Raw genomic sequence first — 15,417 nt, forward strand, 5'->3', positions numbered from 1 at the left:
GAATCTCCGATTCATTGGCGATATGAGCGAAGCGAATTTTAAGCAACGGAACGAAGTCGTTGGCGCTATGAGCGAAGCGAATTTTAAGCAACGGAACGAAGTCGTTGGCGCCATGAGCGAAGCAAATTTTTTATAATATATAGAAAGTTTTATAAGAATTTATATTTTGTATTTATTAATTATTTTAGAAAATTCTTTTTTATGATTATTTACGAAATTAATAAAATCAATATTATTTTCTATTAATTTTTCACTTATTTCATATAGCATAGGTGAAATATCAAAGCTTTTGAAACATCCTAATGATTTTATTTGGATGGATTTATTATCATTTAAAAGTTTATTTATATTCATTTCAAAACAATCTACATTAACTTTATTGATGCTTTTCATTGTTCCGACTAAAGTAATACATCCGATTTGTTGGAATCCACATACGTTTTTACAAGAAGATATATATAGTTGTGGCATAACTTTTAAATTTTCTCTATCTTTGCTATTTATTTTAAAATAAGTAATAATATCAGACAGTAATTTTTGACTATTGCAAATACCCATTTTACAAATAGGTGTACCGATACAACATATGCTGTTTTCTAATGCTGTACAGCCGTTTATACATTCTGTAGTATCTAATATTTTTTTAGCCTCTTGCCCATCTAAATTTAATATATATATTTCTTGGTTCATTCCTAAACGAATAATAGGATTTTTAATTTTATCTAGTTCTTTTAATAAACATTTTAAGTCTTTTAATTTGTATATACCTCCTAATGGATGGATATAGACTGAATATAATCCTTGTTGTTTTTGTTTAAATAATCTAGGATTATCACATTTGATATCTATTCCTTGTTTATTATAATCGATAGGAGTTGAATTTATTTTTAAATTTATATTTTGCCTTTGTTTATCGATGTATAAGTACAGTCTTTTTAAAAATTCATCTTTTCCTAATTTATCAATCATATAACTTATTTTTGATTTATGTTTATTTTTATAATCTCCTTCTGATTTAAAAAATTCAATCATGCCTTCGATATAAAATAATGCATCGCTAGGATTTATTAGATGTGGAAGTTTTAACCCTACTTTAGGTTCTTTTCCCAATGAACCTCCAACATATACTTCAAAATAAGGCTTATTTTCTTTTAGAGTAGCTATAAATCCCATATCTTGAGTAATAGCATATGCATAGTCATTTTGTGAATTTGAATAATAAACTTTAAATTTTCGAGGAAGATTATAAGTATTTATTTTATTTAAAAAATATTTATCAGTAGCTAGAGCATATGGAGTAACATCAAAGCTCTCTTTAATATTTACTCCAGATAGGGGAGAAAGACCGACGTTTCTAGGAAAATTACCTCCGCTACCTTTAGAATAGATGTCATTTTCTATTAATTGTTTCATTATATTGACGGTAGTATCCATGTCTAAGTCTTGAAATTGAATTGACTGTCTAGTAGTTATATGTATAGATTTTAAATTGTTTTTATTAGCGATTTGATAAATTGTATGAAGTTGCGATCTAGACATAATCCCACACGAAATTCTTAGTCTAATTAAAAATAATTTTTTGTTTAATTCAGAGTAAACTCCATAGCCTGCTGCAAATTCTTTATATTGCATTGTAGATATATTTCCATTTAAATAATTTAATGTATAATCTCTAAATTCGGGAATTTCATTTAATAGAGTTTTTTTGAAATTATTCATAAGTACACCGCCTATTTTAAAATCTGATTAATAGTATCTCCAATAAAGTGAGTTTTATCCTAATATAGAGATTTTATAAAAACTATATTGAAAATAAAAGAAAAATTGTTAGTAAACTTACTTTTGTATTACAATTAAAATATGTAGTATTTAATTATGTATGTCATAAGTAAAAATATAATAAATTGGAGGAATATAATGGAGGTATATGAATCTATAATAAATAAATTGGATAGTATGTTAGATGAAATTGAAAATAATATAATAATGCATAAAAAGAATAAGGTGTTAATTAATAAAGATTTGAATAAAATTATTAAAATTGCAATAGATACAAAGGATTTTTTTAAAACAATATATTATGATGAAAAACAAGAAATAGTACTAGAAGAGATAAAAGAAGACGAAGCTAATATAATCTTTTTAAGACTTACGGAATGTGTTGCAAGGGGAGCTTTTTTAAAATCAATTATTTACATGTCAGATTATACGAAAAATTGTTAATAATTGATGAAGATTTTGTATATAAATAAATAATATTCTGAATCAAAAAACACTTTTTAAAATTATATTTTAACAGTATACAGTTAAACTTTGACATAGGTATACAATATATGATAAATTATATAAAGTATGTTGAAAATAAACATAAGTTTATAACCTTAGGAATTTAGACTTAAATTTAATTTTAGGTAAAATATATATTTTATACTATTTAAATGAAGACTTTTTAAGAAAATGATATAATAATAGAGGTTAAAAATTTGATTCGGGAGGATATTGATGAAAGACAGAATAAATGAAATTAGAAATGCAATAGTAGAATATTGCAAAGAAAATCTAAACGAACAATACAAAGATATGAGTTTAGATCTTCTAGCAAAAATAGAGCAAAAAGACGGAGAACTATTAACTTCATCTAGATGTGATATATGGGTAGCGGCTATATTAAACATGGTATTAGAAGATGCTGAAATGTTTAAAAGATCACATCCTATGTATATCACAAAAAAAGCTTTCTCTGAAAAAACTGGTGTTAGTTCAAAAACAATAAAAAGTAAATCAGATGCATTAAGAGTTTTATTTGAAGGTGAAGAAACTGTAGTAGCTGAAGCAGCAGTAACTGCTGAAAACACAGTAGAAGTTGTACAAGCTGAAGAAGTAAAAGTTGAAGCTACAAAAGAATTAACAGAAGATGAAACTAAATCTGCAAAATACAAAGCTTTAATGGGACTTGCTCACGAAGATTTACCATTTGAAGATAGATTAGACTATTTAAGACAAGCTATGGCTGTTGCAGAAGAAATGATAGTTGATAGAGAAAATACAACTAACTACTGGAATAACGAGTCTGCTAGACCATACATGATAGCAGCTCAAGATTTAGCTACTTTATTAATGAACAACAAAAATCACAAAGAAGCTAGAGAAATGTTCGAGTTATTATTAAAAATGGACGAAAATGATACTCAAGGAAACAGATACAAATTAATAAACTTATTAATAGCAAAAAATGATAGAAAAGCAGTAAATGACTTATTCGCAAGATTCAAAAATGAAGACTCAGCTCAATGGGATTACTTCAAAGCATTATACTACTTTAAAAATGGAAACTTATACTTTGCTAAATCTGCAATAAAAGACGGAGTAGAAAAAAATAAATACATAGGATTATTCCTAATGCAATGGACAGCTGCTTTAAGAATGTCTGGTTCAGTAATAGATCCTGTGTTATATACAGAAGCTACTTACTACTACAATGAAAACTTCGCGTTATGGAAAAGTACTAAAGGCGCATTAAAATGGTTAGTTAATGCAGTAGTAAAATAAAAAAAGGCTATTAAATAGCCTTTTTTGGTTTGAATATATTGAGAAATTATATTTATTTCAACTATAGATAAGTATAATTTCTTTTTTTATTCTATAAAAAATATTTATATATCTAGTTTTAAATCGCCAGGTTTAATCCAATTTTTAGCTCTCATAAATTCTGATATTATTAATGTTACAATAGCAGGAAGAATAAAGTGAAGAAGTAATATTCCAACCCACATCATACTTGATGTATTTCCTGATTCAGTCATTGCAGTTATTGTACCAAATTGTCCTACTAAACCACATGTACCCATACCAGAACCAATTGCGATATTTTCCATTTTAAATACCATAGTTGATAGAGGACCTAAAATTGCTGAGGCTAATGTTGGAGGAATCCATATTTTCCAGTTTTTTATTATATTAGACATTTGTAACATAGATGTCCCCAAGCCTTGAGCAAATAAACCACCGACTCCATTTTCTCTATAACTCATAACAGCAAATCCAACCATTTGGCAACAGCAACCGACAGTAGCGGCACCTCCAGCAAGTCCACTAAGTCCAAGCATCATACATATAGCAGCACTACTTATTGGAAGTGTTAGAGCTATACCTACTAATACTGCGACAATCACGCCCATTAAAAGAGGTTGCATTTCAGTAGCACTCATTATAACATTACCAAATCCCGTCATAAATGCAGAAACAGCAGGTCCAACGGCTTCAGCAATTAACACACCTATTAATATAGTTACAGCAGGTGTAACTAATATATCTATTTTTGTTTCTTTTGAAACTAATTTACCAAATTCGCAGGCAAAAATAGTTGCAACAAATGCACCTACAGGTCCACCTAACTCATTACCACAAGCTCCGACCAATGCACAAGAAAACATTACTAGTGGTGGTGCTTGAAGCCCATATGCAATTGCTACAGCTATAGCAGGTCCTGTAACTTGTTTTGCAAGAGGGTTAATAACATCAGTAAATAATGATATATGAAGATTTTGACCTAGAGTATTAAATATTGTGCCTATTAATAAAGATGCAAATAAACCAGAGGCCATAAAACTAAGCGCATCTATTAAGTATCTTTGAACTGATATTTCAATATTTTTGTCTTTTGCAAATTCTAAAAAACTCCTTCTTTGTTTAGTTTGTCTTATTTGTTCCATTTAAAATAATTCCTTTCTATACCATTTAGGTAATATATTTCTAAAAATAATCCTAGGTAAATTATAGTATTTTTTAGCTGACATTACAAATGAAATTACAGTGAAGTTTACAACATATTTAAAAGAATTGTTAAAACAAATTATAGTATGTTTAAAATAAATAAATTTTGCCAATAATTTAATAAGTATAATTTAAACTATTGAGTAAAATAAAGGTATTTGCACTATTGATTTTGAATATATTTGAATATAAATAAAAATATATATAAGAAATAATTATTAGTTAATTAATTTGATGAGGGAGTGATTATATGAAAAACATAAAATTAAATAGAAACAAAAAAATAATAATAATCATATTACTTATTCCCCTTCTATTTATTTCACAATATTATTTTTTTAAGCTTGGAATATTTGAACCACAAATAAAAGGAATTGAGGTAAATGCAGTAAAAGGGAAGTACATAAAAGATATAGATAAGTATGTTATCAAATTGAATAAAGGAGTTGTATTTTCAGCTGGTGATTATGTGAAATTTCCATCATATGCAAAAGATCCAGTAGTTGAATTTAAAAGTCTAGACGAAGATAATAAAGTAGAAATAAGAGACAACTCTAAAAATATTAAAAATACTGTCAAAATAACAGGGAAAAAAGAAGGACTTACATCTATCGCAATAGTTCAAAATAATAAAATATTAAAGCGATTTAACATATTAGTAGTAAATCCTAAAGTTGTCAACTTAAATGCAGAAATAGATGGAGATTTAAAATATGTAGGTGATATGGCAAGTATAAAGGACTATGTAGAAGTAGACTTTGATAGATTCAACGAAGAATACAAAGTTGAATATAAAAGTTCTAATGAAGATGTATTAAAAGTAGATGATAATAAAATTTATGCTGTAGGTGTTGGAAATGCAACAATTACAGCAAGAGCAGATTTTAAAGAAGAATCATTTAAATATAATATAGTTGCAAAATTAAAAAGTATAAGTGTTAAGAAAAACATAAGTCTAGATATTGGAGAAACAACAACTATACAAGCATCTGTTACAACAGAGCCTCAAAATTTAAAAACACCAAAAGTAAAATATGCGTTTGCAGAAAATAAGCTACCAGTACAGAGAAAAATAAAATTAGATAGCAATGGTCAAATTGTAGGTCTTAGAGAAGGCGTAGAAAAACTAGTAGTATCATGTGGAAGTGGTGAAAATAAAGTTAAAAAATATGTATATATCACAGTAAAAGAAATTAGCATAGAAGATAAGGCTGTCGAAGGATTTTATTTAAGTTATTATTTTATGGAAGATGATTTGGTACTAAATTTAGAATGGGATGAAATGAATGATGCACAAACATATGAAGTATATATAAAAGATAATAAATTAGAAAATAGTGACTATGAATTAGTAAAAACTATAGATAAAGACAATATTACAAAACGAGATGGCAAAATAAACGAAAAAATTACACTTGATTCTAAAAAATCGAAAGAATTTGACTATGATATATATGTAGTTGCACGTAATAAAAATCAAGTCTCACAAAAAAGTAAAATTTATAAAGTAGAAAACAGTGAAAATAGCGATGATTCAGAGAAGACTGATTCAGATAATGATTCAAATTAAATTTTAATTATTATAATAAAAAATATAATAGCAAAATATAATTAACATATTTTGTAAAAAACATAAAAAATACTTTTTTTGTGTTATAATCAGAATGAATAAGTAAACTTATATAAAACTAGTCTGTTTCAAAATATAAATATTTCATACAGGGGGATTATGTAGGACATTATAACTAATAGGGGGATTTAGGTTGTGTGTAATTATAAAAATATATTATTAAAAAGTCCGACACCATTGGTAATAGTTGAATTACAAAATAATCATGCGATTATAACGGAATCAAATGTAGCATATAAATCAGTTATAACAGAATCAGCTTCTTACATTATAGAAGAGATTATAACTGACTGTATAGTAAATTCTAACTCTAGACAAATAAAAATAGAGCAAAACTTCTATGATTTACAAATAGAAAAAATAGATGAATGTAAATTTAGTGTTTGGTTTTGTAAGATAGAGTGTAACTCTAAAAATATAAATGAAAAGTCATCAACTGACATAACAAATATAAGGAATTATTATAATTGGGATAAGGGAGAAGTTATGTGTTTTATATCACATGAAATAAAAAATCCTTTAAATATGATATTGGCTACTATGCAACTTATAGAAAAGAAAGCTGAGAAAAATATATACCCAAAAGATATTTTACAGCATGTAGAATTAGTTAAAAGAAATTCATTTAGAATTATGAAGATAGTAAATGATTTATCATCAAAATCAAAAATAGAATTAGGATATGAAACATTTAATCCTACTAACCAGGACATTGTTTATTTTGTAGAGGATATATGTGAGTCTGTAAGAGATTTTGTAAATATAAATGAGATGAATATTATATTTGACACAGATATTGAAGAATTAGTGGTGGGATTTGATTCGGAAAAGATTGAAAAAATAGTACTAAATCTTATTTCTAACTCTCTAAAATTTAGAAAGAAAAAAGATGGTATAGTACTTGTTTCATTAAGTCATGATAAAGACTTTGTATATATAAAGGTTAAGGATAATGGCATAGGAATATCTAAAGAAAATGCAAAGAGAATATTCAAAATATTTGAAAGAGTCAATGATAAGAGAAGCATTGTCAAACAAGGCACAGGAGTTGGACTTTCTTTAGTAAAGACTTTTGCCAAATTACACAATGGCTCTGTATCTGTAAAAAGTAAACTAGGACAAGGGAGTGAATTTACCGTAAAAATAGCAAATATATTAACAAGTAAAGACGAAACGCAAGATGAATATGAATTGACAAAAGATGAAAGAATACAAAATATAAGAGTAGCTTTTTCAGATTTACATTAAATTTTAAATATTTAATATATAAACAACAAAACAGATTATTACCTAGATTAGGTATAATCTGCTTTTTTTTCGAATAATATTAACAAAAAGATTAGATAGGGGTAGTTTTGTGAAAAAGAGAGCAGAGAGAATTAATGAAATAAGTGTAATGCTTGCAGAAGAGGCATATAAAGCATATACTGGCAAAAAAGATTATAAAAGAGCTTTAGAGATATACAGTATGCTAGCTACTTATGAATGCATACCTAAGAATATTTCTAATTATTCTAAGAATATGATGTCTAGATTAGGTAAAAAAATAGAAGATAATAAATAATTCTAGATTGGAGGTGATTGAGATAGAATATGAGATAATTGCAAAATACAATGGAGATATTTTGAGATTAGAAAATGAACTTAATATAAGTGTTGAAATATTAAACGACAATTTTGCCATTATAATATCAACTGATCCAAATTTATTTGATCAACTTTTAGATTATACAGAGATAGAATATATAGAAAGGCCATTTATACTTGAAACACAAGATGAACAGAGTTTTTCAACATCTGGAATAACATCTTTTAAAAATAGAACAGGTTTAAGCGGAAGAGGCACTTTGATTGGTCTTATAGATTCTGGAATAGATTATACACTACCAGTATTTAGAGATGTCTTGGGAAATTCCAAAATACTTTTTTATTGGGATCAATCTATTGGAAATAATCCGCCAGAGGGTTTTAAAGAAGGAACTTTATATACAAACTCTGATATAAATGAAGCTATAAATGGAAATAAAGATATTCCTGTATCAATAACTGCAATGCATGGGACACATGTAGGTTCTATATGTGCACAAATTGCTAACAATGCTGAATTTATAATTGTTAGAGTTGGCAATAGACAAACAGATATTTACTCAAGAAGTACTGAATTTATGAGAGCAATTAAATTTATATTGGAAAAAGCTTTAGAACTAGGTAAACCAATAGCTATTAATATGAGTTATGGAACAAATGAAGGTTCCCATACAGGATTATCATTATTTGAACAATACATAGATGATATGTGCTTATATTGGAAAAATAATATGGTAGTTGCGGCCGGCAATAATGGAAATAAGGGTGGACATAAAAGAGTGGATATTAAAAATTCTAATGAGCAGATAGTTGAATTTGTCGTTGGTCAATCAGAAACAGTACTTAATATAAATATTTGGCCTAATTTTGTAGATCAATTTACAATAACTTTAATAGATTCATCAAATAATAGAACTCAAGAACTTTCAGCTAATAATAATGAAATTTCCAATAATATAAGGGGAACAACAATTTTAGGTAGATTTTATGAAATAATGCCTTATTCACTTCAAAGAAGAATAACAATTAGACTTAGTTCTGATAATCAAATCACACCTGGAATCTGGAAGATTCAATTTTCACCAATAAATATCGTAGATGGAATAATAGATTTATATTTGCCTACATCAGAAGGTTTAAATCCAGATACCAGATTTTTATCTCCAAGTAATATTTTAACAGTAACAGTGCCAGGAACGGCAAGTAGAGTTATAACAGTTGGAAGTTATAATTCTAGAACAGATGTAGTATCAGCATTTTCTGGAAGAGGAGATACAATGCAAGGTATTTTTAAGCCAGATTTATTAGCACCTGGTGAAAATATAGTTTCTTATTTAGTTGGTGGAACGACAGGGGCGCTTACAGGAACTAGTATGGCAACTCCTCATGTAACGGGATGTTGTGCGTTATTGATGGAATGGGGAATAACTCAGAAAAATGACTTATATTTGTATTCACAAAAACTAAAGGCATTATTACTTCAAAATGCACGACGAAGTAGAAATGGAACATATCCATCTGATTCAAATGGATATGGTTTTTTAGATATGTCTTCAATTTATTTTAATAGAAGTGATAATGACTTATCTGTAAAAACAAAACAACAATATAAGAGATTAGAGTATATTAATAATTTCATAAAAAAAAATAGATTAAATTTTAAAAGACAAAATAATTCATATGTAAATTCTGCTTTTGTATATTTTAATAATCCAGAAGGATTTTTTAATAGTTTAAAAATATCTGAATTGGAAAGTAATTTTAGACGATTAAGTGAAAATAGTGGTATATTTTCAGAAACAGATACTGAAATAATACTTTCAGGAGAGTTTTCTAAGATTGAAGAAGTTGTAATTGTTGAAAGCTTATCAGAAATGAGTTTATTATCACAAGTATCTTCGGGGACATCAGGGGGATTTGCCATAAATGAAGATGAAAATATAAATTATATAAAAAATAATCCAAATTTAAATCTTACTGGTAGAAATGTCATAATAGCTATTGCAGATACAGGGATAGATTATCTACATCCAGATTTTATAAATGCAGATGGAACTAGTAAAATACTTTATTTATGGGATCAAACAAAAGAAGGAAATTCTCCCGAAGGATTTTATTTTGGAACAGAATATACAAGAGATGATATAAATAGAGCTATTAGTGAAAATGACAGTACATTATCTACTGATGAAGTTGGAAGTGGAACTTTATTAAGTGGTATTTGTGCTGGTCTTGGAGTAAGTAATTCCCTTTATGAAGGTGTCGCAAAAGATAGTGAGCTTATAGTAATAAAACTTGGAACAATAGATGGAAAATATAATAATGCATATTACTACGTAGCAAGAGATTATGCTAGAAAAAAAGCTAGAGAATTGGAAAGACCATTAATAATAAACACATCTGTTGGTACTAATAGTGATGTAGGATTTATAAATAGAGCAACACAATCTACAATATGGTATCAATATAGGGAATGTGAAATTGCGGGTATAGGAAATGAGGGAAATACACAGACACATGCAAGTGGAAAAATTTCATCTAAAGGTGAAACTCAAACTGTTGAAATTGAAATTGAGGAAGAAGAGGAGTTTTTAAGGATAGAATTATGGATTTGTCGTCCAGATAGAGTTAATATAAAAATTATCTCACCTACAGGAGAAGAAAGTAAAGATGTAGGTCTAGGTTATTATACAAATGAGAGTGGTATTTTTAATTTTGAAAATACTACCTATGCAGTTTTTTATGTATTCCCAACATCATACTCAGGTCAAGAATTTATAACTATAAATTTATATAATGCATCGCCTGGAATTTGGAAAATAAATTTAACAGGTGTTTATATTAATAGTGGGTGTTACAATGTATATCTTCCAAATAGAAGTTTAATAAATCAAAATACAAGGTTTTTAGAACCAGATCCTTTTTATACAGTAAATTTTCCAACTGTAGATAGAAATATATTTACAGTTGGGGCTTATGATATGATAAATAATTCTATGTGGCCACCATCTTCTAGGGGTCCAAATATACGAAATATCCAAAAGCCAAATATAGTAGCACCTGGTGTAAATATAATTTCAGCTTATCCACATAATAGATATGGAAATATTACAGGAACATCAGCCGCCGCCGCCGTTACATCTGGAGTAGCAGCATTATTTTTACAATATGTAACACAAAATAATCAATATAAACGTCAAGGATTCACACAAAGTATATATTCATTTTTCCAATTAGGGGCAGATAGAGAAGATAATATACAATACCCTAATTTCATTTATGGATATGGTCTTTTAAATGCTAGAAAAATTTTTGAAGAATTTAGATAAATTAAATATAAAAAAATCAAAAATAATTAATAAGGAGAGTAAAAATGCCAATATTAAATAGTGAAATAAGGTCGTATAATATAATTTTTACTGGAAAAAAAGAAAGGTTAATACAATCACTTCAAGAAAATAATTTAACACAGTATATTTTTTTAAATGATTTGTTAATGGTTTTATATGTGGAATCTAATTTTAACGAAAATATTTTTAATAATATAAATCAGATAGTATGGTGGGAAAGATCATATGCGATGAGTTCTCTAATAAATATAACAAATAATTTATTGCAAGGTGTTCCTGTGCGACAAGCTACAGATATGGCATATATGGGAAATAATTTGTACAATAGTTTGGAAGGAAGAGGAACTGTAATTGCGATTATAGATTCAGGAATAGACTATTTAAATCAAGATTTTTTAAATGAAGATGGAAGTAGCAAAATTTTATATTTATGGGACCAGGAAAGTAATTATAAATCTCCTCCAGAAGGTATGTTATTTGGTAGTGAATTTACTAGAGATGAAATAAATGAAGCTATATCAAATAATAATGGTGATTTAAGTAGAGATGAAATTGGAACGGGAACTGTGACGGCTAGTATAGCTGTTTCACAAGGTAAAAATAATATAAATTATAAAGGAATTGCACCAAAAGCTGAGTTAATTGTAGTGAAATTACGAAGTTATATTTCGCTATTCAAGGAAGGTAGAATAAATTATCAAAATACAGATTTTTTAGTAGCTATATCCTATATAATCAAAAAATTTAAAGAGATAAATCGACCTATAATATTAAATTTTACAGTCGGAACAACATCTGGAAGAGATATATCACAAGCTTTATTAAATACATTTGAAGAACTATATCAATCAGGATTTATATTAGTGAGTGGCGCTGGAAATCAAGGTAATACAGATATACATTATTCGGGAAATATATCAAATGGAGAATCTGTAGATATCGATTTTCAAGTTGGAGACGATAAAAATTTAAATATAATAATAGACGGATACAAAGTAGATAAGTTTGAAATAGCATTAATTTCTCCTTTTGGTGAGATTAGTCCAACTATAAGTTATGCGCCAAATTTTTCCTTATACGCAGGAAAATTTAATCTAGAAAATGTAACATATAGTATTTCCTATAGTTATCCTTGGATTTCAACAGGTTCTATGCAAGTATCTATAAATTTAAAAAATGTATATTCGGGAATATGGACACTTAGAATAACTGGCCAAAATGTTATAAATGGGGAGTTTAATGCATATCTTCCGAATAAAAATTTAATCTCTGACAACACTAGATTTATAGATAGTGATTCTAATTCAACAATAACGAGATATGGATTACTGAGAGAAGTTATAACTGTTGGAACATATAATACAAAATCAAATATTATATGGATTGGTTCATCAAAAGGACCTGCTGAAACATTAGATATGGTTGCACCAGGAGTGGATATAATATCCAATTATTTAGATAATACTTTTAATACAGCTACAGGAACGGGAGTAAGTAGCTCAGTAGTATGTGGTGTTATAGCATTGTTAATTGAATTTATAATAAATCAAACTGAATTTTATAGATTATCTATATATAGTGAACCTATAAAAACATATTTGATGCTAGGAGCTACACAAAAACCTATATATACATATCCAAATACATCATATGGATATGGGATTTTAAATTATCAAAATACTTTGCAACGTATATCTGAAAATTTATAAATGAATATAATTTTTACTGTGAAAATATGTTATTTTAAGACACAATTTTACAGCTTTCGATTCTATGAATTGATAATTAATTTTTGGATAAAATAATTGAAAAAGAATTGGGAGGTGTAATTGTGCATAAAAAAGGATATGATGAACATGAAAAACATCACGGTATAAGTAGACAATTAAGTGGAAAAAGGAATGCAAGGTTATATTCAAGTGTACCTGTAGAAAATAACTATACAGCTGCATGGACTGACCCTGGTTATATTTACCCAGAAACAAATGTAACTGCTCCATCTGAAGAAATGACAGAAGAAGCAAAAGATTGGGTAGATAATGGAAGTAAATTATAAAATATAAAGAATTTTTTTAGAGGTTACTTCAAAATTGTTTTGAAGTAACCTCTAAATTTTATAATGTATAGGAAATTATAATCAGCTTTATATTTTGGATAAATATAATTTACGTTAATGCATTTCAAAAAAATCTACAACTTTAAGGGGATTTAGAATAAAGATTTATTATTTATAATAAAATTTTATATAAAAATAAAACTATAAGTTGACAATTTATGGAAATGAATTACAATTAACAGTATAAAATATTTTTAAATGGAGGAAAATAATATGAAAGGAATGAGAAGAGAATTTACAAAATTATATAGCTATTTATATTTCATATTCTGGGGCTTTTATTTTAGCGCTGGCTATTTTTATTGCAAAAATATAAAAAGTAAATCTTTTCTAGGGAGTTCATATTTGACTTGCATTTAAATTTAATAAATTTTAAACTGGCCAAATAATATTAAATTATGATATTTAAGAGAACTCTGAGAGGGGTTCTCTTTTTTTATCTATATTATTTAGAAAAATAGGAATTATTAAAAATTTTAAAGGGTAATAGTGTATTTAGAATTAAATCAGTATAGATATAAATATTTGTTTTAAATTTACTATTTGGTTAAAGACAGTAAGGGGGAGACAAGATGTTAGAATTAAAGTATGGTGACTCAAAGGTTGATATAGACCTTTCGAAAGCTAAGTCAGTAAAAGTATTAAATGAAAATCCAATGGATGAAATTACAGATCTTAAGTCAGAATTTATTAAAGGTGTAACTACTAATATGATAAATTCAAAACCTTTAAGAGAAGTAATTTCAAAAGGGGACAAAGTAACAATAGTTATAAGTGACTTAACTAGATTTTGGCAACGTCAAGATTTAATATGTGAACAACTAGTAGACTATTTAGTGGAAGAAATCGGAATATCTTATGATGATATCGTAATAGTTGTAGCTATAGGCACTCACAGAATGCAAACAGAAGAAGAACTTTGCCAATTAGCTTCTAAAAAAGTTTATGACAAAGTTAAAGTTGTAAACCACGATTGCGATGCAGATGATTTAGTTTATGTCGGCAAAACACAAATAGGCACAGAAGTATATGTAAATCCTCTAGTAGTTGGAAGAAAAGTAATAATGATAACAGGAACAGTTCACCATATAATGGCTGGATTTGGTGGTGGAAGAAAGAGCGTTATTCCTGGAGTTGCAGGAAGAGAAACTATAAAACAAAACCACATAAGATGTCTATCAAAAACAGAAAAGAAAACTGACCCAAGAGTAGCGAGTAGACTTTTAGAAAACAACCCAGTAAATGAAGATATGAATCAAGCTGCAGAATTAGTCGATGTAGCGTTTGGGATTAATATAGTCGTAAATACAAAATCAAAACATAGCAAATTATTCTGTGGAAATTTCCACGATGCATGGCTTGCAAGTTGTAAATATGTAGATGATTGCTACGGTGTAAAAATAGAAAAGGAAGCAGATATTGTTATTGCAAGTTGTGGTGGATATCCAAAAGATATAAATCTATACCAATCTACAAAGAGTATATTTAATGCAGCAAGAGCAGTTAAAAAAGGTGGTACAGTTATATTTTTAGCAGAATGTAGAGAAGGAGGAGGTGCACCGGATTTCTTCAGTTGGATAGATCCGCTAAAAAGGGGAGTACTTGATGAAGAATTAAGAGCAAACTTCACAATTGGAGGATATATATTCTATGCATTATGTGAAGCTATTGCAAAATCAGATATGCTTATGTTGAGTGAAATCGATCCAAACTTTGTAAAAGATTTAAATATAGATTCTTATAAAAACATAGATGAATTATTAGAAAAAGTTGATTTTGAAGGAAAAGATGTATGTATATTGCCTTATGGAGGTAGTGTAGTTCCACTTCTTCAAAAATAAAAAAATAGAGAATAATTAAATTTAAGGGATAGAAATAAAAATATAAAGAAAATAGATTATCTAGAATTAAAAGATTATAAAAGTGGAAATTTTAAATTTTAATATTATAAATTTATCTAT

Annotated in this window: 11 protein-coding genes; 9 read left to right on the top strand and 2 right to left on the bottom strand. The window is 27.5% G+C overall.

Going from position 1 to position 15,417, the window contains the following annotated elements; genetic code table 11:
- Positions 1–159: 159 nt before the first annotated feature.
- Positions 160–1,719, bottom strand: a complete 1,560-nt coding sequence (locus RDX53_RS05815) for a nitrite/sulfite reductase (protein WP_307993834.1) — start codon at positions 1,717–1,719, stop codon at positions 160–162.
- Positions 1,720–1,917: 198 nt separating this feature from the next.
- Between RDX53_RS05815 and RDX53_RS05820 the strand changes: the two genes are divergently transcribed.
- Together RDX53_RS05820 and RDX53_RS05825 are read left to right on the top strand one after the other, a co-directional pair.
- Positions 1,918–2,223 (top strand): hypothetical protein, encoded by a 306-nt coding sequence (locus RDX53_RS05820; RefSeq protein WP_195930236.1) that lies wholly within the window; start codon positions 1,918–1,920, stop codon positions 2,221–2,223.
- Between the two features lie 279 nt (positions 2,224–2,502).
- Positions 2,503–3,549 carry a DUF6398 domain-containing protein gene (locus RDX53_RS05825; RefSeq protein WP_307993835.1) on the top strand — a complete coding sequence of 349 codons (1,047 nt, stop codon included), beginning with the start codon at positions 2,503–2,505 and terminating at the stop codon, positions 3,547–3,549.
- A 104-nt stretch (positions 3,550–3,653) separates the two neighbouring features.
- On the opposite strand, the gene RDX53_RS05830 is transcribed toward RDX53_RS05825, so the two are convergent.
- Complete coding sequence (locus RDX53_RS05830; RefSeq protein WP_195930234.1) at positions 3,654–4,712, bottom strand: PTS transporter subunit IIC; 1,059 nt, start codon at positions 4,710–4,712, stop codon at positions 3,654–3,656.
- A gap of 311 nt (positions 4,713–5,023) precedes the next feature.
- On the opposite strand from RDX53_RS05830, the gene RDX53_RS05835 reads away from it, so the two are divergent.
- The 7 genes from RDX53_RS05835 (at position 5,024) to larA (ending at position 15,297) form a co-directional block, all read left to right on the top strand.
- A complete protein-coding gene (locus RDX53_RS05835) occupies positions 5,024–6,343 on the top strand; it encodes a hypothetical protein (RefSeq protein ID WP_307993836.1) in 1,320 nt (439 codons plus the stop codon).
- A 195-nt stretch (positions 6,344–6,538) separates the two neighbouring features.
- Positions 6,539–7,651 carry a HAMP domain-containing sensor histidine kinase gene (locus RDX53_RS05840; RefSeq protein WP_307993837.1) on the top strand — a complete coding sequence of 371 codons (1,113 nt, stop codon included), beginning with the start codon at positions 6,539–6,541 and terminating at the stop codon, positions 7,649–7,651.
- 109 nt (positions 7,652–7,760) lie between these two features.
- Positions 7,761–7,967: a hypothetical protein gene (locus RDX53_RS05845; protein WP_007287707.1), complete on the top strand. Its 207-nt coding sequence runs from the start codon at positions 7,761–7,763 to the stop codon at positions 7,965–7,967.
- Positions 7,968–7,980: 13 nt separating this feature from the next.
- Complete coding sequence (gene cspBA / locus RDX53_RS05850; protein WP_307993838.1) at positions 7,981–11,319, top strand: bifunctional germination protease/germinant receptor pseudoprotease CspBA; 3,339 nt, start codon at positions 7,981–7,983, stop codon at positions 11,317–11,319.
- Positions 11,320–11,363: 44 nt separating this feature from the next.
- Entirely contained in the window at positions 11,364–13,049 is a 1,686-nt protein-coding gene (gene cspC / locus RDX53_RS05855; RefSeq protein WP_295571844.1) for a bile acid germinant receptor pseudoprotease CspC, read from the top strand.
- A gap of 122 nt (positions 13,050–13,171) precedes the next feature.
- Entirely contained in the window at positions 13,172–13,396 is a 225-nt protein-coding gene (locus RDX53_RS05860; RefSeq protein ID WP_022072257.1) for a DUF3787 domain-containing protein, read from the top strand.
- Positions 13,397–14,028: 632 nt separating this feature from the next.
- Entirely contained in the window at positions 14,029–15,297 is a 1,269-nt protein-coding gene (larA, locus tag RDX53_RS05865) for a nickel-dependent lactate racemase (protein WP_307993839.1), read from the top strand.
- The last annotated feature ends 120 nt before the right edge of the window (positions 15,298–15,417 follow it).

The sequence above is a fragment of the uncultured Intestinibacter sp. genome (assembly GCF_902468165.1).
GTDB lineage: Bacteria > Bacillota > Clostridia > Peptostreptococcales > Peptostreptococcaceae > Intestinibacter.

Bases quoted from the DNA above. Each gene is read 5' to 3' on its own strand.
- RDX53_RS05830 (WP_195930234.1), bottom strand. From the start codon at position 4,712: ATGGAACAAATAAGACAAACTAAACAAAGAAGGAGTTTTTTAGAATTT.
- RDX53_RS05825 (WP_307993835.1), top strand. From the start codon at position 2,503: ATGAAAGACAGAATAAATGAAATTAGAAATGCAATAGTAGAATATTGC.
- cspC (WP_295571844.1), top strand. From the start codon at position 11,364: ATGCCAATATTAAATAGTGAAATAAGGTCGTATAATATAATTTTTACT.
- RDX53_RS05835 (WP_307993836.1), top strand. From the start codon at position 5,024: ATGAAAAACATAAAATTAAATAGAAACAAAAAAATAATAATAATCATA.
- RDX53_RS05820 (WP_195930236.1), top strand. From the start codon at position 1,918: ATGGAGGTATATGAATCTATAATAAATAAATTGGATAGTATGTTAGAT.
- RDX53_RS05815 (WP_307993834.1), bottom strand. From the start codon at position 1,719: ATGAATAATTTCAAAAAAACTCTATTAAATGAAATTCCCGAATTTAGA.
- larA (WP_307993839.1), top strand. From the start codon at position 14,029: ATGTTAGAATTAAAGTATGGTGACTCAAAGGTTGATATAGACCTTTCG.